Annotated in this window: 17 protein-coding genes; 9 read left to right on the top strand and 8 right to left on the bottom strand. The window is 66.6% G+C overall.

Features of this window, described 5'->3' with window-relative positions; translation table 11 throughout:
• Positions 1-15: 15 nt before the first annotated feature.
• From ureE to ureG, 3 genes are read left to right on the top strand one after another with little or no spacing between them, the layout of a single operon-like run.
• Positions 16-639, top strand: coding sequence for an urease accessory protein UreE (gene ureE / locus ACSHSS_RS22685; protein ID WP_069220048.1), 624 nt, complete (start codon positions 16-18; stop codon positions 637-639).
• Complete coding sequence (locus ACSHSS_RS22680; RefSeq protein ID WP_006408830.1) at positions 626-1306, top strand: urease accessory protein UreF; 681 nt, start codon at positions 626-628, stop codon at positions 1304-1306. The genes ureE and ACSHSS_RS22680 overlap by 14 nt, the downstream gene beginning before the upstream one ends.
• A gap of 20 nt (positions 1307-1326) precedes the next feature.
• Positions 1327-1974, top strand: coding sequence for an urease accessory protein UreG (gene ureG / locus ACSHSS_RS22675; RefSeq protein ID WP_006406315.1), 648 nt, complete (start codon positions 1327-1329; stop codon positions 1972-1974).
• Positions 1975-2086: 112 nt separating this feature from the next.
• On the opposite strand, the gene waaA is transcribed toward ureG, so the two are convergent.
• The 4 genes from waaA to ACSHSS_RS22655 all read right to left on the bottom strand — a co-directional run bounded on the left by waaA (position 2087) and on the right by ACSHSS_RS22655 (position 6925).
• On the bottom strand, positions 2087-3424 hold the full coding sequence (gene waaA / locus ACSHSS_RS22670; protein WP_006408834.1) for a lipid IV(A) 3-deoxy-D-manno-octulosonic acid transferase: 1338 nt from the start codon (positions 3422-3424) through the stop codon (positions 2087-2089).
• 37 nt (positions 3425-3461) lie between these two features.
• Positions 3462-4346, bottom strand: coding sequence for a Kdo hydroxylase family protein (locus ACSHSS_RS22665; RefSeq protein ID WP_006406317.1), 885 nt, complete (start codon positions 4344-4346; stop codon positions 3462-3464).
• A 25-nt stretch (positions 4347-4371) separates the two neighbouring features.
• Positions 4372-5439: a lipopolysaccharide heptosyltransferase I gene (gene waaC, locus ACSHSS_RS22660; RefSeq protein WP_370685775.1), complete on the bottom strand. Its 1068-nt coding sequence runs from the start codon at positions 5437-5439 to the stop codon at positions 4372-4374.
• A 91-nt stretch (positions 5440-5530) separates the two neighbouring features.
• Positions 5531-6925: a phosphomannomutase/phosphoglucomutase gene (locus ACSHSS_RS22655; protein ID WP_059940785.1), complete on the bottom strand. Its 1395-nt coding sequence runs from the start codon at positions 6923-6925 to the stop codon at positions 5531-5533.
• A gap of 248 nt (positions 6926-7173) precedes the next feature.
• On the opposite strand from ACSHSS_RS22655, the gene ACSHSS_RS22650 reads away from it, so the two are divergent.
• The 6 genes from ACSHSS_RS22650 to glmS all read left to right on the top strand — a co-directional run bounded on the left by ACSHSS_RS22650 (position 7174) and on the right by glmS (position 14524).
• Entirely contained in the window at positions 7174-8430 is a 1257-nt protein-coding gene (locus tag ACSHSS_RS22650) for a lipopolysaccharide biosynthesis protein (protein WP_217122709.1), read from the top strand.
• Positions 8427-9251 carry a glycosyltransferase gene (locus ACSHSS_RS22645; RefSeq protein ID WP_088923560.1) on the top strand — a complete coding sequence of 275 codons (825 nt, stop codon included), beginning with the start codon at positions 8427-8429 and terminating at the stop codon, positions 9249-9251. The genes ACSHSS_RS22650 and ACSHSS_RS22645 overlap by 4 nt, the downstream gene beginning before the upstream one ends.
• Positions 9252-9291: 40 nt before the next feature.
• The gene (locus ACSHSS_RS22640; RefSeq protein WP_217252379.1) at positions 9292-10428 is read left to right on the top strand and encodes a glycosyltransferase family 4 protein; all 1137 of its coding nucleotides are present in this window, start codon (positions 9292-9294) and stop codon (positions 10426-10428) included.
• Positions 10429-10443: 15 nt separating this feature from the next.
• Positions 10444-11466, top strand: coding sequence for a UDP-glucose 4-epimerase GalE (gene galE / locus ACSHSS_RS22635; RefSeq protein WP_059940782.1), 1023 nt, complete (start codon positions 10444-10446; stop codon positions 11464-11466).
• A 27-nt stretch (positions 11467-11493) separates the two neighbouring features.
• Complete coding sequence (locus tag ACSHSS_RS22630; RefSeq protein ID WP_105854873.1) at positions 11494-12600, top strand: MraY family glycosyltransferase; 1107 nt, start codon at positions 11494-11496, stop codon at positions 12598-12600.
• A gap of 106 nt (positions 12601-12706) precedes the next feature.
• The gene (glmS, locus tag ACSHSS_RS22625; RefSeq protein WP_212143951.1) at positions 12707-14524 is read left to right on the top strand and encodes a glutamine--fructose-6-phosphate transaminase (isomerizing); all 1818 of its coding nucleotides are present in this window, start codon (positions 12707-12709) and stop codon (positions 14522-14524) included.
• Between the two features lie 186 nt (positions 14525-14710).
• Here the strand turns inward: glmS and ACSHSS_RS22620 are convergent, their stop codons facing one another.
• The 4 genes from ACSHSS_RS22620 to ACSHSS_RS22605 are packed head-to-tail and all read right to left on the bottom strand — an operon-like array spanning position 14711 to position 19204.
• Entirely contained in the window at positions 14711-16597 is a 1887-nt protein-coding gene (locus ACSHSS_RS22620; RefSeq protein ID WP_249460656.1) for a polysaccharide biosynthesis protein, read from the bottom strand.
• Positions 16598-16609: 12 nt separating this feature from the next.
• Positions 16610-17626: an MraY family glycosyltransferase gene (locus ACSHSS_RS22615; protein WP_105854500.1), complete on the bottom strand. Its 1017-nt coding sequence runs from the start codon at positions 17624-17626 to the stop codon at positions 16610-16612.
• Positions 17627-17633: 7 nt separating this feature from the next.
• Positions 17634-18599: a UDP-glucose 4-epimerase family protein gene (locus ACSHSS_RS22610; RefSeq protein ID WP_105854499.1), complete on the bottom strand. Its 966-nt coding sequence runs from the start codon at positions 18597-18599 to the stop codon at positions 17634-17636.
• Entirely contained in the window at positions 18596-19204 is a 609-nt protein-coding gene (locus ACSHSS_RS22605) for a glycosyltransferase family 2 protein (RefSeq protein WP_445545566.1), read from the bottom strand. Before ACSHSS_RS22605 ends, ACSHSS_RS22610 begins: the two co-directional genes overlap by 4 nt.
• Positions 19205-19260: the final 56 nt, after the last annotated feature.

Genomic DNA, 19260 nt, shown 5'->3' with positions numbered 1-19260 from the left:
GACCGTTCCCGTTTCATGCGCACGCTCGACAAACGCATTGCTCCCAACGTCCGGCTCGCCGCGTCGCTCGTCGCACGCGCACCGACGCTCACGCTGACCTACGACGCCCGCTGCAAGAGCCGGCTCGCCGCGACGCTCGACACCGGCGAAGACGTCGCCGTGCTGCTGCCGCGCGGCACGGTGCTGCGCGACGGCGACGTGCTCGTCGCCGACGACGGCGCACTCGTGCGCATCGCGGCGGCCGCCGAAACCGTGCTGCTCGTGCGCGCGGCCGATCCGCTGACGTTGATGCGCGCCGCCTATCACCTCGGCAACCGGCATACGCCGGTCGAGATCGGCGACGGCTATCTGAAGCTTGAAGCCGACCCGGTGCTCGCCGACATGCTGCGCCGGCTCGGCACGCAGGTCGAGCAGACGAGCGCGCCGTTCCAGCCGGAAGCCGGCGCATACGGCGGCGGCCACAAGCACGGACACGATGCGACGTTCGCCGAAGACTATGCGCTCGCGCAGCAGGTGTTCGGCGAACACCACGGCCACTCGCACTCGCACTCGCACTCGCACGATCACGATCACGATCACGATCACGATCATCAGCATGGTCCCGGTTGCACGCACGGCCACGGCCATGAACACCACTGAACTCGTCGCGCTGCTGCATCTCGCGTCGCCGGCATTGCCGATCGGCGCGTTCAGCTATTCGCAGGGGCTCGAAGCGGCGCTCGACGCCAATCTGATCCACGACGCGGACAGCGCGCGCGACTGGATCGCCAGCGGCCTGACCGACGTGCTCGCGCACGGCGAACTGCCGTTCCTCGCACACCAGCTCGCGCGCTGGCATGCGCACGACGCGCCCGCGCTCGCCGCCGAAAACGCATGGTTCGTCGCGAGCCGCGAATCGTCGGAACTGCGTCGCGAGACCGAGCAGATGGGCTGGTCGCTCGCGCAGCTTTGTGCGTCGCTCGAATGGGGCGACGCCGCGCGGCGCGCGACGCTCGCATCGCTGCAGCCGATCGCGCTGCCGACCGCGTTCGCCTATGCGGCCGCCGCGCACGATGCCGGCGCCGATGCGGTGCTCGCCGCCTATGCATTCGGCTGGGTCGAGAACCAGACGGCCGCCGCGCTGAAAGCCGTGCCGCTCGGCCAGCTCGCCGGCCAGCGCATCATCGTCGCACTGCGCGATGCGATCGACGCGGCCGTGCGCCGCGCGCTCGCGACGCCGGCCGATGCCGTCAACACGTTCGCGCCGCAGCTCGGCATCCTGTCCGCACGGCACGAAACGCAGTATTCGCGGTTGTTCCGCTCCTGACCTACGACCCACACTACGCCATGAACGCACCCGCTCCCTCCGTCTCCCGCCGCACCAAGAAACTGCCGCCGCTGCGCGTCGGCATCGGCGGCCCGGTCGGCTCAGGCAAGACCACGCTGCTCGAAATGCTGTGCAAGACGATGCGCGACCGGTACGACCTCGTCGCGATCACCAACGACATCTATACGAAGGAAGATCAGCGTCTGCTGACGGTCGCCGGCGCGCTGCCCGAGGAACGCATCATGGGCGTCGAGACGGGCGGCTGCCCGCACACGGCGATCCGCGAAGACGCGTCGATCAATCTCGAGGCCGTCGACCGGATGCTGTCGCGCTTTCCCGATGCCGACATCGTGTTCATCGAATCGGGCGGCGACAATCTCGCGGCGACGTTCAGCCCCGAACTGTCGGACCTGACGATCTACGTGATCGACGTCGCGGGCGGCGAGAAGATTCCGCGCAAGGGCGGCCCCGGCATCACGAAGTCCGACCTGCTCGTGATCAACAAGACCGATCTCGCGCCGCTGGTCGGCGCGAACCTCGACGTGATGGCGTCCGACACGAAAAAGATGCGCGGCGAGCGGCCTTACGTGATGACGAACCTGAAGGCGCTCGAAGGCGTCGCGGAAGTCGTCGCGTTCATCGAGAAGAAGGGATTGTTGACGGTCTGAGCGAACGGCCGGCCCACGCACGACCGGGATGGCCTCGGGGCCGGCGGCGATCTGAAATAGGCGGCGGCAGCGCGGCGCCGGCGCTGCGCAATCGCGTCGCCCCGGCTCGCCGTCAGTCGTCCTGCGTGACGGACGTGTCGCGCTCGACCGGCGGCAGCAGGGCCGCCAGCACGTCCACCGTGCGCGCGGTCGCGCCGCGATGGCGTGCCGCAAACGCCGCGGCGGCGGCGCCCATCGCAATGCGCCGCGGGTTGTCGGCAAACAGCGCGTCGAGCACGTGCGCGAGATCGAGCGGATCCGCGACCTGCAGCGCCGCGCCGGCCGCGACCGCGTCGGCCGTCGCCTGCGTGAAGTTGAACACGTGCGGCCCGATCACGACCGGCACGCCGACCGCGCATGCCTCGATCAGGTTCTGGCCGCCGAGCGGCAGCAGGCTGCCGCCGATGAACGCGACGTCGGCCGCCGCGTAGTACGCGCCAAGCTCGCCCATCGAATCGCCGAGCAGCACCTGCACGTCGTTCGGCAGCGCATCCGCGGCCGGGCGACCTGCCGCGAGCGCGGCCGCATCGGCCGCCCATGCGGAGCGCCGTACGCATTTGAGCCCTTCGCGCGCGACCAGCGACTCGACTTCCGCAAAGCGCTGCGGATGGCGCGGCACGAGCATCAGCAGCGCGCCGGGCGTGCGCATCGCCGCGAACGCCTGCAACACGAGCGCTTCCTCGTTCTCGCGCGTGCTCGCCGCGACCCACACCGGACGCTTGCCGATCGCGTCACGCCATGCATGGCCGCGCGCCGCGAGTTCCGGCGGCGTCGTCATGTCGAACTTCAGGTTGCCGAGCACCGCGACGTTGCGTGCACCGAGCGACGTCAGCCGCTCGGCATCGGCCGGGCTCTGCGCGAGCACGCGCGAGAAGCCGCCGAACACTTCCTGCGTCGCCGCACCGAACTTCGCCGCCCGCCGGCACGAACGCGCGGACATCCGCGCATTCGTCAGCACGAGCGGCACGTCCGCGCGACGGCACTCGTCGATCAGCGTCGGCCACACTTCCGTTTCCATCACGAGGCCGAGCGTCGGCCGCCATGCACGCAGAAAGCGCCGTACGGCGCCCGGCATGTCGTAGGGCAGATAGCAGCGCAGCACGCGATCGCCGAACAGCTGCTCGCCCGTCGCGCGGCCGCTCGGCGTCATGTGCGTGAGCAGGATCCGTGCGTCGGGCCGCGCGCGCATCAGCGCGTCGATCAGCGGCTGCGCGGCGCGCGTCTCGCCGACCGACACCGCATGCACCCAGATCAGCGGCGCGCGATCGTCGGGCGCGCGGCCCGCGCCGTAGCCGAAGCGCTCGCCGATATGTTCGCGATAGCCGTACTCCTTGCGCGAGCGTACGTACAGCCGCACGACGGCGAGCGGCGCGACGAGCCACCACAGCGCGCGATAGATCGTCCTCAGCATGCGTGTGCCCGGCCGTCGTGTCGATGAATATGCGCGCTCAAACCAGTGCCCTGCCCGTGAGCCGCTCGAGGATGCCGAGCGGCGCGCACTCGCGGCGCACCATCGCGTCGACGGGCAGGAAGAAGGTCTGCTCGAGCATGAACTGTCCGGACATCACAGCGTGCGAAGTCTGATCGGAGAAACATATCCACACGCTGCCCGGCGGGAACGGCATCGTCTGCTGCGGACAGGTCTTCTGATAGTCGAGATCTGCCTTCATCCCGTCGTGCAGATTCAGCATCAGATGGTCGTAGGCGCTGCGCCGCGACTTCGTCACGTGCAGCAGATTCAGCAGCCACGCGGAGCCCGGCAGCTGCGGACGGATCTTCGGCAGAAAGCGCTTCGCGACGTCCTCGAACGGCTCGCCGACGCGCCAGACGCGCGGCACGCCCGCCGGGTTCACGTTCGTGAACACGCGCAGGATCCGCTCGCCGTAGTTCGGCCGCGACGGAAACGCGTCGACGTGCAGCCGGCTGTCGTCCTTGCGCCACGACGTCTGGCGCGTCTCGACCTGCATCAGCCGCAGGCTCGTCGGCGCGACGCGCAGCTTGCCGCGGTATTCGGGAAACAGGCCGTCGACGAGCGTGCCGGCCTGCTGCTGAAAGCGCGCGACGAGCGCGCGCACGGCAGACTGCGTGACTTCGTCGCCGAGCACGCCGACGAGCGCGCCGCCGTTCGGCGCAAGACTGATGTTCTTGCGTTTCGGATCGGCGAGCGCCGGATCGAGCAGCGCTTCCTCGCCGCCTTCGATCGCGAAGCGCAGGTGCGGGAAATACAGCACCTTGCCTTCCTCGACTGCCGCCAGCAACTGCTCGCGCGGCACCGACAGCTGATGTCCGCTCCAGTCGGCGGACGAGACTTCGATGATCTGGGATTCGCTCATGATCGGTTCGCCACGAATGCGTGCGTTACAGGAGACCGAAGCCCGCGAGCGCCGACTTCACCTGCGCGATCGACGGGGGCTGCCCCGCCGTGCCGAGATTGACGACGTTCGGCGACCAGTAGCCGCCGGTTCGCCAGGCCGTCGCGAAATTGTACAGTTCGACGGTCGGGCGCTTCAGCGCGGCCGCGATGTGAACCAGACCTGTATCAACCCCGACCGTCGCGGCCGCGCCGTCGATCAGGCCGACCACGGCCGGCAGCGACAGCTTTGGCGGCACGATCGCGGCCTCGCCGAACTCCTTCGCGAGCCGCTCGCTCGTCGCGCGCTCCGCGTCGTTGCCCCACGGCAGCACGAGCGATGCGCCGCGCCGTACCAGCGCCTGGCCGAGCTCGATCCATGCGGCGTCGGGCCATTGTTTGTCCGCGCGCGAAGTCGCATGGACGAACACCACGTAGGGCACCGGCAGGTTCAGCCCGACCGAGGCGATCGCACGCGACGCATCGCGCGTGTCGAGGCCGAAATCGACGGGATCGGCCGGCGTCGGCGCCGGATCGCCGAGCGCGGCCGCGACGAGCTGCCGCGAACGCTCGACGACGTGCGTGCGCGGCGCAATCGGCACGCGCTTGCGATAGAAGAAGCGAACCGGCCATTCGTAACCGGCGCCGTCGGTCCGGTTGCCGAGGCCGACGAGCGGCCCGCGCGCCCAGCTCGCGACCCACGCCGTCTTGATCAAGCCCTGGCAGTCGATCACGAGATCGTAGTGCTCGGCCGCGAGCTGCTTGCGAAACGCGCGGATCTCGCGCCACGTCGCGCCGGAGAACGGCTGCTTGCGCCAGCGGCGCAGCGAGAACGGCAGCACGTTGCGCACGCCGTCGACGAGCTTCACGAGATCGACGAAGCTTTCTTCGACGAGCCAGTCGATCTGCGCATCGGGATGGCGACGCCGGATATCGGCGATCACCGGCATGTTGTGCACGACGTCGCCCAGCGACGACACGCGCACGATCAGGATCTTTTGCACGCTGAAAAAACGCCGGCAGACGGCCGGCGACAGGCATAAAGACGCGATTTTATCGCGCCCGGCGCCGCAGATTGACAAAAAGCGGCGCACGCGTCACGCGCACGCCGCTTTTTGGGGAGAAGGCGACCGGTCAGGGCGACCGATGCGCCGCCCGATGCCCAGGTCAGAACGGCAGCTTCACGTCCGGCTTCGCGGCCGTCAGCACACGGCGGAAGTCGTCCTGAATGCGCTTCAGGCCGTCCTGCGTCTCGGCCTCGAAGCGCAGCACGACGACCGGCGTCGTGTTCGACGAACGCGCGAGCCCGAAGCCGTCCGGATACTCGACACGCAGGCCGTCGATCGTCACGACTTCGTCCGCGCCGTCGAACTTCGCTTCTTTCTGCAGCTTTTCGATCAGGCTGAAGTTCTCGCCCTCTTCCAGTTTCAGCTGCAGTTCCGGCGTGCTCATCGCATCGGGCAGCGCGTTCAGCACGGCGCTCGGGTCGGCCGTCTTCGCGACGATCTCGAGCAGGCGCGCGCCCGTGTAGAGGCCGTCGTCGAAGCCGTACCAGCGATCCTTGAAGAACACGTGGCCGCTCATCTCGCCCGCGAGCGGCGCGCCGGTCTCGCGCAGCTTCGCCTTCACCAGCGAGTGGCCGGTCTTCCACATCAGCGGCTCGCCGCCCTTCGACTTCACCCATTGCGCGAGGTGGCGCGTGCACTTCACGTCGTAGATGATCTGCGCGCCCGGATTGCGCGACAGCACTTCCTCGGCGAACAGCATCAGCTGGCGATCCGGATAGATGATCTGGCCGTCCTTCGTGACGACGCCGAGACGGTCGCCGTCGCCGTCGAACGCGAAGCCGAGCTCGGCGTCCGTGTCCTTCAGCGCCTGGATCACGTCCTGCAGGTTTTCCGGGTGAGCCGGATCGGGGTGATGGTTCGGGAACGTGCCGTCGATGTCGGTGAAGCGCTCGACCAGCGTGCAGCCGAGCGCCTTGAACAGGCGCGTCGCGAGCGGGCCGGCGACGCCGTTGCCCGCGTCGACGACGAGCTTCAGCGGGCGCGCGAGCTTCACGTCGCCGACGATGCGGTCGATGTACGCGTCGGCCACGTCGTGCTCTTCGTACGTGCCGCTGCCGCTCTCGAAGCGCTCGTCGACGATGCGGCGGTACAGCGCCTGAATCTGCTCGCCGTAGATCGCCGCGCCGCGCAGCACCATCTTGAAGCCGTTGTAGTCGGGCGGGTTGTGGCTGCCGGTGACGACGATGCACGAATCGACGCGGCGCTCGCCGCCCTTCAGCGCGAGCGGCACGCTCGCCGCGAAGTAGCCGACCGGCGTCGGGACCATGCCGATGTCGACGACGTCGACGCCTGCCGCACGCAGCCCGTCGGCGAGCGCGCCGACGAGCTCGGGCCCGGACAGGCGGCCGTCGCGCGCGACGACGACCGCGTCGCCGCCCTGCGCGCGCACTTCGCTGCCGAACGCGCGGCCGATGCTGCGCGCCGTGTCGGCGTCGAGCGTCTTGCCGACCACGCCGCGGATGTCATATGCCTTGAAGATGGATTGGGAGATCATCGATTCTCTCTCGGTTGCGTGCATGGAAAATAGTCTGGCCGCCTCTCGCCGGTGCCGGCGCATGCTACACGCAGGCCCCGCGCGGAACAACGGACGGGACGGCTGGCGCGGCCCCGATCCCACTTATAATCGCGGGTTTCGATGACGTGCATACCGCCCATTTTAATGCGTAGTCGCTCCGCCGCCTTCCTGCCGCCAGCCGGCGCCCTGCCGGCCGCCCCGCGCGCGCGCGGCCGCCTAGCCGCCGCATGCTGAAGCGATTCGGCAACCCGGACGTCGCGAAAGCCGTCGCGAACCTCGTCTGGCTGGGGCTCGAACGGCTCACGCAGATCGGCGTCGCGATCGCGATCAGCGGGCTGCTGGCCCGTTATTTCGGGCCGGACGTGTTCGGCAAGTGGCAGTATGCGAATACGCTGCTCCTCGTGCTGGCGCCGCTGACCTGGGTGTGCGGCGCGGAAATTCTGGTGCCGACCATCGTGCAGCGCCCGCCGGCCCAGCTCGGCGCCGTGCTCGGCAGCGCATTCGCGCTGCGCATCGGCGTGTCGGTCGCCGCGCTCGTCGCGACGTGGATCGCGATCGCCGCCGGCGCGTTCGATCCGCTCGTCGGCGCGATGCTGGCCGGCCTTGCCGTCACGATGGTGTTCCGCGAGCCGTTCGTCGGCGTGATCAACGCCTGGCTGCAGAGCATGACGTACAGCAAGCCGCAGCTCGTGACCAGCATGTTCACCGCGCTCGCGAAGGCGCTGCTCGTCTGGCTGCTGGTGCGCGCCGCCGCCGCGCCCGCCCGCTTCGCGTGGCTGTGGGCGCTCGAGGCGGCCGCGATCGGTTTCGTGCTGCTGCTGTACTACCGTCATCGTAACGGCGGCTCGCTCGGCTGGACGTTCGACAAACCGCTGTTCCGGCATTTCGCGACGGCGGGCACCGTGTTCTGGCTCGGGCTGATCTGCATGTACCTGTTCCTGAAGCTCGACCGGCTGATGCTCGAACGCCACGTGTCGTTCGCCGACCTCGGCCGGTACGCTGCCGCACAACAGCTCAACGAGAACTGGATCACGCTCGCGCTGATGCTTGCGCAAACCATCGCGCCCGCGTTCGTCTACCGCGTGCAGGACCTCGCGCGACTGCGCCGCAACATCGTCCGGCTCATCGCGATGACCGCCGCGCTGATGACGGCCGGCGCGCTCGTGCTCGATGCCGCCGCGCCGCTGATCGTAGGCAAGGTGTTCGGACGCGGCTACGAGGCGTCGGTCGACATCTTCCGCTGGGCCGTGTGGCTGTCCGTGCCTGCCGGGATCGAGGCGATAGGCAATCTTATCGTGCTCAAATATCAAGCAAAATTCGTGTTGCTCGCGAAATGGGCGCTCGCGCTCGCGATCGCCGCGCTCGCGAACTGGCTCGCGATCCCGCGGCTCGGGCTGTACGGCGCGCTCGTCGGCCTCGCCGCCGGCTACGCGGCCGCCGCGGCCGTCAACTTTTATTACATTCGTTTCAAACTGCGTTCATGACGTCCCCCGCTTCCGCGCCGCCGCTCGACGACGTCGCCGTGCTGATGCCGGCCTACAACGGGCACGACGACGTCGTGCGCACGCTCGCGTCGTTCCGCGAGGATGCGCGCGTGCACGTGCTGATCGTCGACGACGGCAGCACGCCGCCGATCGTCGCGCCCGCGATCGCGGGCCTCGTTATCGAGGTGCTGCGCATGCCGCACAACGTCGGCATCGAGCGCGCGCTCGAAGCCGGCATCGAGGCGCTCGCGCAGCGCGGCTTCCGCTATGCCGCACGCATCGACGCCGGCGATCTCGCCGCGCCGCAGCGCCTCGCGAAGCAGCGCGCGTTTCTCGACGCGCACCCGCGCGTCGCGTGCGTCGGGATGTGGACGCAGGTCGTGTCGCGCGCCGGCGAACCGCGCTTCATGCTCACGCCGCCCGCCGATCCGCGCACGCTGCGCCGCACGCGCTTTCTGCGCTCGCCGCTCGTGCATCCGTCGGTCATGCTACGCATCGACGCCGTGCGCGAGGTCGGCAACTACCGCGCGAAGTACCGCGCGGCCGAGGATCTCGATCTTTTTTTACGGTTAATGCAACGCTACGATTGCGCGAACCTGCCCGAACTCGGCCTCTATTACGAGCTCAACGAGGGCGGAATCAGCGCGACGAAGCGTCGCCGCCAGCTGATGTCGACGCTCGCGCTGCTGCTGCGCCACTTCAACGCGCTGAATCCGTACGACTGGGCCGGCCTCGCGAAGAACCTGCTGCACTTCGTGACGCCGTATCGGACGCTGCAACGCATCAAGCAGACGCTGTTCGCCGCGCGGCCGTCCGCCTAGCGCGCAGGGCATTTTCGACGCTTTATTTTTTCTTTTTTTCATGTCCGCCACTTCCCCGCTGCGCATTGCGCTCGTCTGCAACACGGCCTGGGCGATCTACACGTATCGGCACGGGCTGATCCGTGCGCTCGTCGCGCATGGCGCCGACGTGATCGTGATCGCGCCGCACGACCGCACCGTGCCGCTGCTCGAGCAGATGGGCTGCCGCTACGTGGCGCTCGCGATTGCGTCGAAAGGCACGAGCCCGCGCGAGGATCTCGGCACGCTCGCCGCGCTGGTTCGCCACTACCGCGCGCTGCAGCCCGATCTCGTGTTTCATTACACGATCAAACCGAACATCTACGGCTCGGTCGCCGCGTGGCTCGCGCGCGTGCCGTCGATCGCAGTGACGACCGGGCTCGGCTACGTGTTCATCCAGAAAAGCCGTGCGGCGAGCATCGCGAAGCGGCTGTACCGGTTCGCGTTTCGCTTTCCGCGCGAGGTGTGGTTCTTGAATCGCGACGACCTTGCAACCTTCACCGATGAACGGTTGCTCGCGCACCCGGAACGCGCGCGGCTTCTGCACGGCGAAGGCGTCGATCTCGAACAGTTCGCGCCGGTACCGCTGCCCGGCGGCGACGCACCGGTGTTCATCCTGATCGGCCGGCTGCTGTGGGACAAGGGCGTGCGCGAATACGTCGAGGCCGCGCGTATCGTGCGCGCGCGCCATCCGAATACGCGCTTTCAGCTGCTCGGGCCGCTCGGCGTCGACAACCCGAGCGCGATCGGCCGCGCCGACGTCGATGCGTGGGTTGCCGAAGGCATCGTCGAGTATCTCGGCGAAGCGCACGACGTGCGTCCGCACATCGCAGCCGCCGACTGCGTCGTGCTGCCGTCGTACCGCGAAGGCGTGCCGCGCACGCTGATGGAAGCGTCCGCGATGGGGCGCCCGATCGTCGCGACCGACGTGCCGGGCTGCCGCGACGTCGTCGCCGACGGCGAAACGGGCTTCCTGTGCGGCGTGCGCGATAGCGCGAGCCTCGCCGAGCAATTGATGCGCATGATCGACATCGGAACGGCCGGACGCGAGGCGATGGGCCAGCGCGGCCGGCGCAAGGTCGCGGCCGAGTTCGACGAGCAGCAGGTCGTCGAACGCTACCGGCATACTGTTCGTACGCTGACGGGCATTACCTTTTGAAGGAGTACATCCGCAATGAGCGCTAAAGGCACCATCCTCGTTACCGGCGGCGCGGGCTATATCGGCTCGCACACGGCCGTCGAGCTGCTCGACAACGGCTACGACGTCGTGATCGTCGACAACCTCGTCAACAGCAAGGCCGAAGCCGTGCGCCGCATCGAGCGCATCACCGGCAAGCAGCCCGCGTTCCATCAGGTCGACGTCTGCGACGAAGCCGCGCTCGCGAAAGTGTTCGACGCACATCGGATCACCGGCACGATTCACTTCGCGGCGCTGAAGGCCGTCGGCGAGTCGGTTGCGAAGCCGCTCGAGTACTACCAGAACAATCTCGGCGGGCTGCTGACCGTGCTCAAGGTCATGCGCGCGCGCAACGTGAAGCAGTTCGTGTTCAGCTCGTCGGCGACCGTGTACGGCGTGCCCGAGCGCTCGCCGATCGACGAATCGTTCCCGCTCTCCGCAACGAATCCGTACGGCCAGTCGAAGCTGATCGCCGAGCAGATCCTGCGCGATCTCGAGGTGTCCGATCCGTCGTGGCGGATCGCGACGCTGCGCTATTTCAACCCGGTCGGTGCGCATGCGAGCGGGCTGATCGGCGAGGATCCGGCCGGCATTCCGAACAACCTGATGCCCTACGTCGCGCAGGTCGCGGTGGGCAAGCTCGAGAAGCTGCGCGTGTTCGGCTCCGACTATCCGACGCCCGACGGCACCGGCGTGCGCGACTACATCCACGTCGTCGATCTCGCGAAGGGGCACATCGCCGCGCTCGATGCGCTCGTGAAGCGCGACGCGAGCTTCGTCGTGAACCTCGGCACCGGCCAGGGCTACAGCGTGCTCGAAGTCGTGCGCGCGTTCGAAAAGGCGTCGGGACGCCCGGTGCCGTACGAGATCGTCGCGCGCCGCCCGGGCGACGTCGCCGAATGCTATGCGAACCCGCAAGCAGCCGCCGACATCATCGGCTGGCGTGCGACGCTCGGCCTCGACGACATGTGTGCCGACCACTGGCGATGGCAGGAGGCGAACCCGCGCGGTTTTGTATAATCCGCTGTCCATTTTTCGAGCGATCCCATGCTCAGCTTCGCGTCCGGCTTCATCGTTTCCCTGCTCGTTACGCTGTTCATCGTGCGCTATGCGCATCTGCACGAGAAATTCTCGATCGACAGCGATCTGGCCGGCGTGCAGAAATTCCACGTGCGGCCCGTGCCGCGCGTGGGGGGCATCGGGATCCTTGCAGGCGTCGTCGTAGCCGCGCTGGTGCTGTCGCGGCGCTATCCGACGATTTCCGGCAGCATTCTCGGGATCGTCGCGTGCGGGCTGCCGGCGTTCCTGTCCGGGCTCGTCGAAGATCTGACGAAGCGCGTGTCGCCGCGCGCGCGGCTGCTGTGCACGATGGCCGCGGCAGCGCTCGCGTTCTGGCTGCTCGGGATCGCAGTGAAGCGCATCAGCGTGCCGCCGCTCGATTTCCTGCTCGGCTACGTGGCCATCTCGGCGTTCATCACCGTGCTCGCAGTGGCCGCGCTCGCGAATGCGATCAACATCATCGACGGCTTCAACGGGCTCGCGTCGATGGTCAGCTTCATGATGTTCGCGTCGCTCGCGTATGTCGCGTTCCACGTCAACGATCCGGTCGTGATGTCGGCGTCGATCATCATGATGGGCGCCGTGCTCGGGTTCTTTCTGTGGAATTTTCCGGCCGGGCTGATCTTTCTCGGCGACGGCGGGGCGTATTTCATCGGCTTCATGCTCGCGGAACTCGCGATCCTGCTCGTGATGCGCAATCGCGAGGTGTCCGCTTGGTATCCGGTGCTGCTGTTCATGTATCCGATCTTCGAGACGTGCTTCTCGATCTATCGGAAGAAATTCATTCGCGGAATGTCGCCGGGGATTCCCGATGGCGTGCACCTGCATATGCTCGTGTACAAGCGGCTGATGCGGTGGGCCGTGGGGACCAGGCATGCGCATGATCTGACGCGAAGGAATTCGCTGACTTCACCTTATCTGTGGCTGCTGTGCCTCGTGGCCGTGATTCCGGCTACGCTGTTCTGGCGGCATACGGTGCATCTGTTTGTGTTTGTCGTGCTGTTTGCGTTTACCTACGTGTGGCTTTATTTGAGCATCGTGCGGTTCAGGGTGCCTAGGTGGATGGTCATCAGAAAGGAAAAGCGCGGACATTGAACGCGGAAGTACCGCCCGACGAGCGACTACGCAAACAGGGCAAGAGAGAACTCAACATCATGCGAGTGCCCGTACGGCACTCGCGTCTCATAGAAGGTAGATTTTCATGTGCGGCATTGTCGGCGCAGTTGCGCAGCGTAATATCGTTCCGGTGCTGATCGAAGGATTGCGGCGCCTCGAATACCGTGGCTACGATTCGTGCGGCGTCGCCGTGCTCGAAGCGGATGCGCCCAAGCGCGCGCGCAGCGTCGCGCGCGTCGCCGATCTCGACGCGCAGGTTCGCGACTCGCACCTCGAAGGCACGACCGGCATCGCGCATACGCGCTGGGCGACGCACGGCGCGCCCGTCACGCACAACGCGCATCCGATCTTCTCGTCCGGCGCGCTCGCGCTCGTGCACAACGGCATCATCGAAAACTTCGAGCCGCTGCGCGACGCACTGCGCGCGAAAGGCTACGAGTTCGTGTCGCAAACGGACACCGAAGTGATCGCGCACCTCGTGCACAGCCTCTATCGCGGCAATCTGTTCGACGCCGTGCGCGAAGCGGTGCAGCAGCTGCACGGCGCGTATGCGATCGCGGTGATCCACAAGGACCAGCCGCATACGGTCGTCGGCGCGCGTCAGGGCTCGCCGCTCGTGGTGGGCCACGGCGACGGCGAGAACTTCGTCGCGTCCGACGCGCTCGCGCTCGCCGGCAGCACCGACCGCTTCACGTTCCTCGAGGAAGGCGACGTCTGCGAGCTGTCGCTCGACGGCGTCAAGATCGTCGATCGCCACGGCGCGCTCGCGCAGCGCGAGATCCGCGTGGTCAGCGCCTACGGCGGCGCGGTCGAACTCGGCCCGTATCGCCACTTCATGCAGAAGGAGATCTTCGAGCAGCCGCGCGCGATCGGCGACACGGTACCGCAGACGGACGCGTTCGACGCGACGCTGTTCGGCGACGCCGCGCCCGCCGCGTTCGCGCAGATCGACAGCCTGTTGATCCTCGCGTGCGGCACGAGCTACTACTCGGGGCTGACCGCGAAGTACTGGCTCGAGTCGATCGCGAAGATCCCGACGCAGGTCGAGATCGCGAGCGAATACCGCTATCGCGACTCGGTGCCGAACCCGCGCCAGCTCGTGCTGGTGATCTCGCAGTCCGGCGAAACGGCCGACACGCTCGCCGCGCTCAAGCACGCGCAGGCGCTCGGCCACACGCACACGCTCGCGATCTGCAACGTCGCAACGAGCGCGATGGTGCGCCTGACCGGCATGCAGTTCCTCACGCACGCGGGCACCGAGATCGGCGTCGCGTCGACGAAGGCATTCACGACGCAGCTCGTCGCGCTGTTCGTGCTCGCCGCGACGCTCGGCAAGCTGCGCGGGCACGTCGACGCCGCGCAGGAAACGGAATATCTGAAGCAGCTTCGCCATCTGCCGGCCGCGCTGAACAGCGTGCTCGCGCTCGAGCCGCAGATCATCGCGTGGGCCGACGAATTCGCGCGCAAGGAAAACGCGCTGTTCCTCGGCCGCGGGCTGCACTACCCGATCGCGCTCGAAGGCGCGCTGAAGCTGAAGGAAATCTCGTACATCCACGCGGAGGCGTACCCGGCCGGCGAGTTGAAGCACGGTCCGCTCGCGCTCGTCACCGAAGCGATGCCGGTGATTACCGTTGCGCCGAACGACACGCTGCTCGAGAAGCTGAAATCGAACATGCAGGAAGTGCGTGCGCGCGGCGGCGAGTTGTACGTGTTCGCCGATGCGGACACGCAGATCGTCAACGGCGACGGTCTGCACGTGATCCGGATGCCCGAGCACTACGGGCCGTTGTCTCCGGTTCTGCACGTAGTGCCGCTGCAGCTGCTCGCGTATCACACCGCATGCGCGCGCGGCACCGATGTCGACAAGCCGCGGAACCTTGCGAAGTCGGTGACGGTTGAGTAACGCATTGCGCTGGCGCATACCGGGATGGCAGCGCAACGCCGTCCCGGTACTTTATCGAGCCTCGCAACTAGAGACGCGCGCGCCGGCATGAAGTCTCGTCACATACGAGGCCAAATCCCGAATAGACTTGCGGGCACCGGCTACCGCTTGTGCTCGTGCGCGGTCCCCATCGTCTCCGAAGCACCATTAATCCGCTGATGCCGCACGTACTGCCGCCGGCACGCTTTGCAACATAGGCGTCGACGCTGTCTGATACTCCGGCACCCAGCGTCGCAGATCGCGCCGCACCTCGTCGTCGGTCAGCACACGATGCTGCATCAGCCACGGCAGTAGTTCGTCGAGCAGGTTGCCGGGCACTTCGCGGGCACGCGCGATCCGCAGCTTCGGGTGCGGCGTGCGCGTCGTCGTCTCGTCGTCCGCAAGCAGTTCCTCGTAGAGTTTTTCGCCCGGACGCAAGCCGGTGAATTCGATGCGAATCTGCTCCTCGGAAAATCCGTAGAGACGGATCAGGTCGCGCGCGAGATCGACAATCTTGACCGGTTCGCCCATGTCGAGAATGAAGATCTCGCCGCCGCGTCCCATGCTCGACGCCTGCAGCACGAGCTGCGACGCCTCGGGGATCGTCATGAAGAATCGCGTGATTTCCGGGTGCGTGACCGTCACCGGGCCGCCCTTCGCGATCTGCTGCTGGAACTTCGGAATCACGCTGCCGGCGCTGCCGAGCACGTTGCCGAAACGAACGGTCTCGAACTGCGTGCGCCCGCTCGTCTGCTGCAGCGCCTGACACGCCATTTCGGCAAGGCGCTTGCTCGCACCCATCACGTTGGTCGGATTGACCGCCTTGTCGGTCGAGATCAGTACGAAGTGGCGGACGTCGTGGCGGATCGCCGCGCGCGCCACGCGATACGTGCCGAGCACGTTGTTGCGCAGCGCCTGCCATGCGTTGTGCTCCTCCATCAGCGGCACGTGCTTGTATGCGGCCGCATGGAACACGATGTGTGGCGCATAGCGCGACATCACCTGGTCGAGCAGCAGCGAATCCTTCGCGTCGCCGATGATCGGCACGACCGGCTGATCGGGGAAGCGCTCGCGCAATTCCTCGACGAGGCGGTACATCGCGTATTCGGACAGATCGAACGCGACGAGTTGCGCCGGCGCGAAGCGCAGGATCTGCCGGCACAGCTCGGAGCCGATCGAACCGCCGGCGCCGGTGACCATCACGACGCGGCCGCGCAGCAGCGCTTCGACGTGCGGCGTGTCGATCGTTACTGCTTCGCGACCGAGCAGGTCTTCGAGATCGATGCTGCGCACCTGGGACAGGAAGCCCTGCCCCGGCATCAGCGCAGTCAGCGACGGCAGCACCATCGCCTTCACGCCCGCGCGCACGCACAGCGTCGCGACGCGTCGCTGCGTTTCGACGGACGCCGACGGAATCGCGATGATCGCGTATTCGACCTTCATCGCTTCGGTCCAGTGCTTCAGGTCGTTGAACGAGCCGAGCACCTTGTAGCCGTAGATTTCGCGGCCCTGCTTCGTCACGTCGTCGTCGAGCAGGCCGACGAGCCGCCATTCGCCGGAACGGGACAGCTCGCGCGCGAGATTCGCGCCGGCCGTGCCTGCGCCGAGGACCAGAATCGGCTTGCCTTTGCCGACGAGACCGCCGTACAGGTAGTACTCCTTCGTCGCGCGATACAGTGCGCGGGCGCCACCCATCGCCAGGAACAGAATCAGCGGCGACACGAGCAGGACCGAGCGGGGAATGATTGGGTGCGGCTGGAACATCACAGCGCCGATCATCGCGATCACGCCGCCGCCGACCACTGCTTTCGCGATGCGCATCAGGTCGGGCAGGCTCGCGAATACCCATAGCCCGCGATACAGGCCGAAGCCTTGGAACATCAGCGCGTAAACGGGCAGTACCCACGTCAGCGCCATGAGCGCGCCGCTCAGGAAATCATGCGGAATGCTGCCGTTGAAACGGACGAGATAGGCAAACAACCATGCGGCAACAACCGCCGTCAGGTCGAACAGGAAAGCACTCAATGACAGCCAAGATGCTTTGGAACGCAACATCGGCGGGAGACCTCAAGAATTGTTTTCGGCGGCCGCTTGATGCCGGCGCCAGCGCATGTCGATCAACCATCCGAACCACGCCAGGACGCCATACCACGCGAGGAACGACAGCCATTGCTGCAGTTCGGGGCGACCCGTTGCCCACATGGCGACAATTATGCCCGCGAGCATGATGACGTACCAATAAAGAGCAGTCCGACCGTGGCTGACGCCCGACCGAACCATCCTTTGATAATAGTGCTCACGGTGCGCTTGCCAGAACTTTTCGCCACGTAACAGACGTCGCAAAAGTGTTACAGATGCATCGGCAATAAAGGGCGCGAACACCATCGCAGGGAACCAGATTGGCCAGACATCGGTACGCCAACCCCAGTAGCCCAGCGCGCTGGCCAAGAATCCGAGGGGAATCGAGCCGGCGTCGCCCAGAAACAGCCTGGCCGGGTGGAAATTAAGTAGAAGGAAGCCCAGCGCCGCGCCGGCCACCGCCGCGGCCGCCACGACGAGATCCGGCGACGTATAGGCGCCGCCAAGCGCCGCGACCGCGTATCCGCCGAAGCCGAACAGTGCCATGCCGCCCGCGAGGCCGTCGGCGCCGTCCATGAAGTTGTACAGGTTCGTCAGCCAGACCATTGCGAAGCCCACGCCGGCAAGCAGCCACCACGGTGCGTGGGCCGGGAATACGACGATTAGAGCGACGACTGCGGCGAGGTGGGCCGAGAATCGCACGCGGGCCGGCAGTCCGCGCCGGTCGTCGATCTGCGACATCGCAGCCAGCCCCGCGGCGGCGATTGCGATCAGCCATAGTCTCGGCGCCAGCGTGAGCAGCACAACGACACAGACGGGCACAATGCCCCATCCGCCGACACGCGGCGTCGGCAGCGTATGAAGCGAACGATCGTTCGGAATATCGGTGGCAAGGCGCCAGGCCAACCCGGTGGCGAGCAATATGCGGAGAATCGTCGTCGAAGCAAATGCGGCGGCCAAAGCCACCGCGACCGCGGTGAGCCAGGTGGGATTCGCGAGAAACATGTGGCTTTTATTTTCGTGTGTCGCGCGAACGATACCATGCGGCGGTCGCTTCGAGGCCTTGGCGGGTCGTATAGGGCGGCTGCCAGTCCAGCACACGTCTGATCCGGTCGGTATCGAGTTGCAGACTGCCTGTCAGGCGATCGATAGTCGCACTACGACCGGTCAGCTTTCCGAGCGCACGCAACAGCGCCTGCGGCACCGCGATTAGCCTCGCCGGCTTGCCAAGCGCGTCGCCAACGAGGCGCAGCAGGCCCGCGACTGTCGGCGCGTCGTCGTCGGCGACGTGAAAGCATTCACCGGCCGCGCGCGGGTCGATTGCGCAACGCAGCAGCGCGTCGGCGAGATTGTCGACGTAGACGATGCTGCGACGCGCTGCGACCGCGCCGAGCGGCAACGGCATCCCGCGCGCGACCGCGTCCATCATCCGCAGGAAGTTAGCACGGACGAACGGGCCATAGACGAGCGGCGGACGAACAACGACGACATCGAGCCCCGCCGACGCGCCGAACTGCGCGAGCTGCCGTTCCGCCCGCAGCTTCGAACGACCATATGCATCCTGTGGCTGGGGCTCGAACGCTTCCGACAGAGGTACTCCGCCGTCGCCCTCTCCAATCGCCTTGATGCTGCTCGCGAACACGATGCGGCGCACGCCGTGATGGCGTGCAGCGTCGGCGAGACGCAGCGTGCCGGCAACGTTGGTTGCATCGAACGCAGCGTCGGGATCGGCGGACTCGTCACGCATGACGTGCACGCGTGCGGCGAGATGGATCACGCAATCAGTGACAAGGTCGGCGGGCCACGCTTCATCCACACCCGCGAAATCGGCGGTGTCGTGGACCCATTCGCGCACGCCGTCGATGCAGCCGCCCGGACGTCGCACCAGCGCGGTAACCGTATGGCCGGCCTGCAGCGCGAGTCGGCAAACTGCCCGGCCAACGAAGCCGTTCGCGCCAGTGACGACGAGATGACTCACCAGAGCCTCCAGCCGAAGCGGTTGTAGAACTTGAAGGCCGACGCGGCGAACATGCGGATGTGCGCGAAGCCCTTGCGCGACGCACCACCACCGTGATGGATCACACGCACCGACGGGACATACGCGACGCGGGCAACCTCGTGCGCACGCAAGCTCAGGTCGTAGTCCTCAAAGTAGAGAAAGTAGCGCGGATCAAATCCTTTTAGCGCTTTGAGCGGAACAGTCCGGAACAACATGAAGCAACCGCTTACGATGGGGGGATCCCAGACCACGTCGAATTCGTTGATCCGATCCTGCATCTCATAGCGCGCAAGTCGACGCGCAAACCACTTTCTCCACGACACTGGCAAGAAGCCGCGCACAAAGAGATCGAGTAACGCTGGGTATCGCCTGCACAAATACTGGGTCTGCCTTGCGTCGTCGCCGATCCATGGCGACAGCAGCGCCACCTCCGGATTGACATCAAGAAAATCGAGCGCGTGTACCAGCGCGTCGGGCTCGAGGTCAATATCGGGATTCAAAACTAGGTGGTATCTGCTTCGAGCCGTGTCAATTGCGAGATTATGACCTCGTCCGTACCCGACGTTGCCGTGCCCCGCGAACACCTCGTATGCGGATTTCGGCGATGGTGATCAATCGTTTCGGCGAACGTGATCAGTCT

The sequence above is a fragment of the Burkholderia sp. BC1 genome, assembly GCF_052683555.1.
Note: the sequence above shows the minus strand (reverse complement) of the source record. Positions and strands in the feature narration are given on the sequence as shown.

Excerpts from the sequence above, each read along its gene's own strand:
- ACSHSS_RS22615 (WP_105854500.1), bottom strand. The coding sequence starts at position 17,626 with ATGTTTCTCGCGAATCCCACCTGGCTCACCGCGGTCGCGGTGGCTTTG.
- galE (WP_059940782.1), top strand. The coding sequence starts at position 10,444 with ATGAGCGCTAAAGGCACCATCCTCGTTACCGGCGGCGCGGGCTATATC.
- ACSHSS_RS22640 (WP_217252379.1), top strand. The coding sequence starts at position 9,292 with ATGTCCGCCACTTCCCCGCTGCGCATTGCGCTCGTCTGCAACACGGCC.
- ACSHSS_RS22655 (WP_059940785.1), bottom strand. The coding sequence starts at position 6,925 with ATGATCTCCCAATCCATCTTCAAGGCATATGACATCCGCGGCGTGGTC.
- ACSHSS_RS22620 (WP_249460656.1), bottom strand. The coding sequence starts at position 16,597 with ATGTTGCGTTCCAAAGCATCTTGGCTGTCATTGAGTGCTTTCCTGTTC.
- ACSHSS_RS22650 (WP_217122709.1), top strand. The coding sequence starts at position 7,174 with ATGCTGAAGCGATTCGGCAACCCGGACGTCGCGAAAGCCGTCGCGAAC.
- glmS (WP_212143951.1), top strand. The coding sequence starts at position 12,707 with ATGTGCGGCATTGTCGGCGCAGTTGCGCAGCGTAATATCGTTCCGGTG.
- ACSHSS_RS22680 (WP_006408830.1), top strand. The coding sequence starts at position 626 with ATGAACACCACTGAACTCGTCGCGCTGCTGCATCTCGCGTCGCCGGCA.
- ureG (WP_006406315.1), top strand. The coding sequence starts at position 1,327 with ATGAACGCACCCGCTCCCTCCGTCTCCCGCCGCACCAAGAAACTGCCG.
- ACSHSS_RS22645 (WP_088923560.1), top strand. The coding sequence starts at position 8,427 with ATGACGTCCCCCGCTTCCGCGCCGCCGCTCGACGACGTCGCCGTGCTG.
- ACSHSS_RS22665 (WP_006406317.1), bottom strand. The coding sequence starts at position 4,346 with ATGAGCGAATCCCAGATCATCGAAGTCTCGTCCGCCGACTGGAGCGGA.
- ACSHSS_RS22630 (WP_105854873.1), top strand. The coding sequence starts at position 11,494 with ATGCTCAGCTTCGCGTCCGGCTTCATCGTTTCCCTGCTCGTTACGCTG.
- waaA (WP_006408834.1), bottom strand. The coding sequence starts at position 3,424 with ATGCTGAGGACGATCTATCGCGCGCTGTGGTGGCTCGTCGCGCCGCTC.
- ureE (WP_069220048.1), top strand. The coding sequence starts at position 16 with ATGCGCACGCTCGACAAACGCATTGCTCCCAACGTCCGGCTCGCCGCG.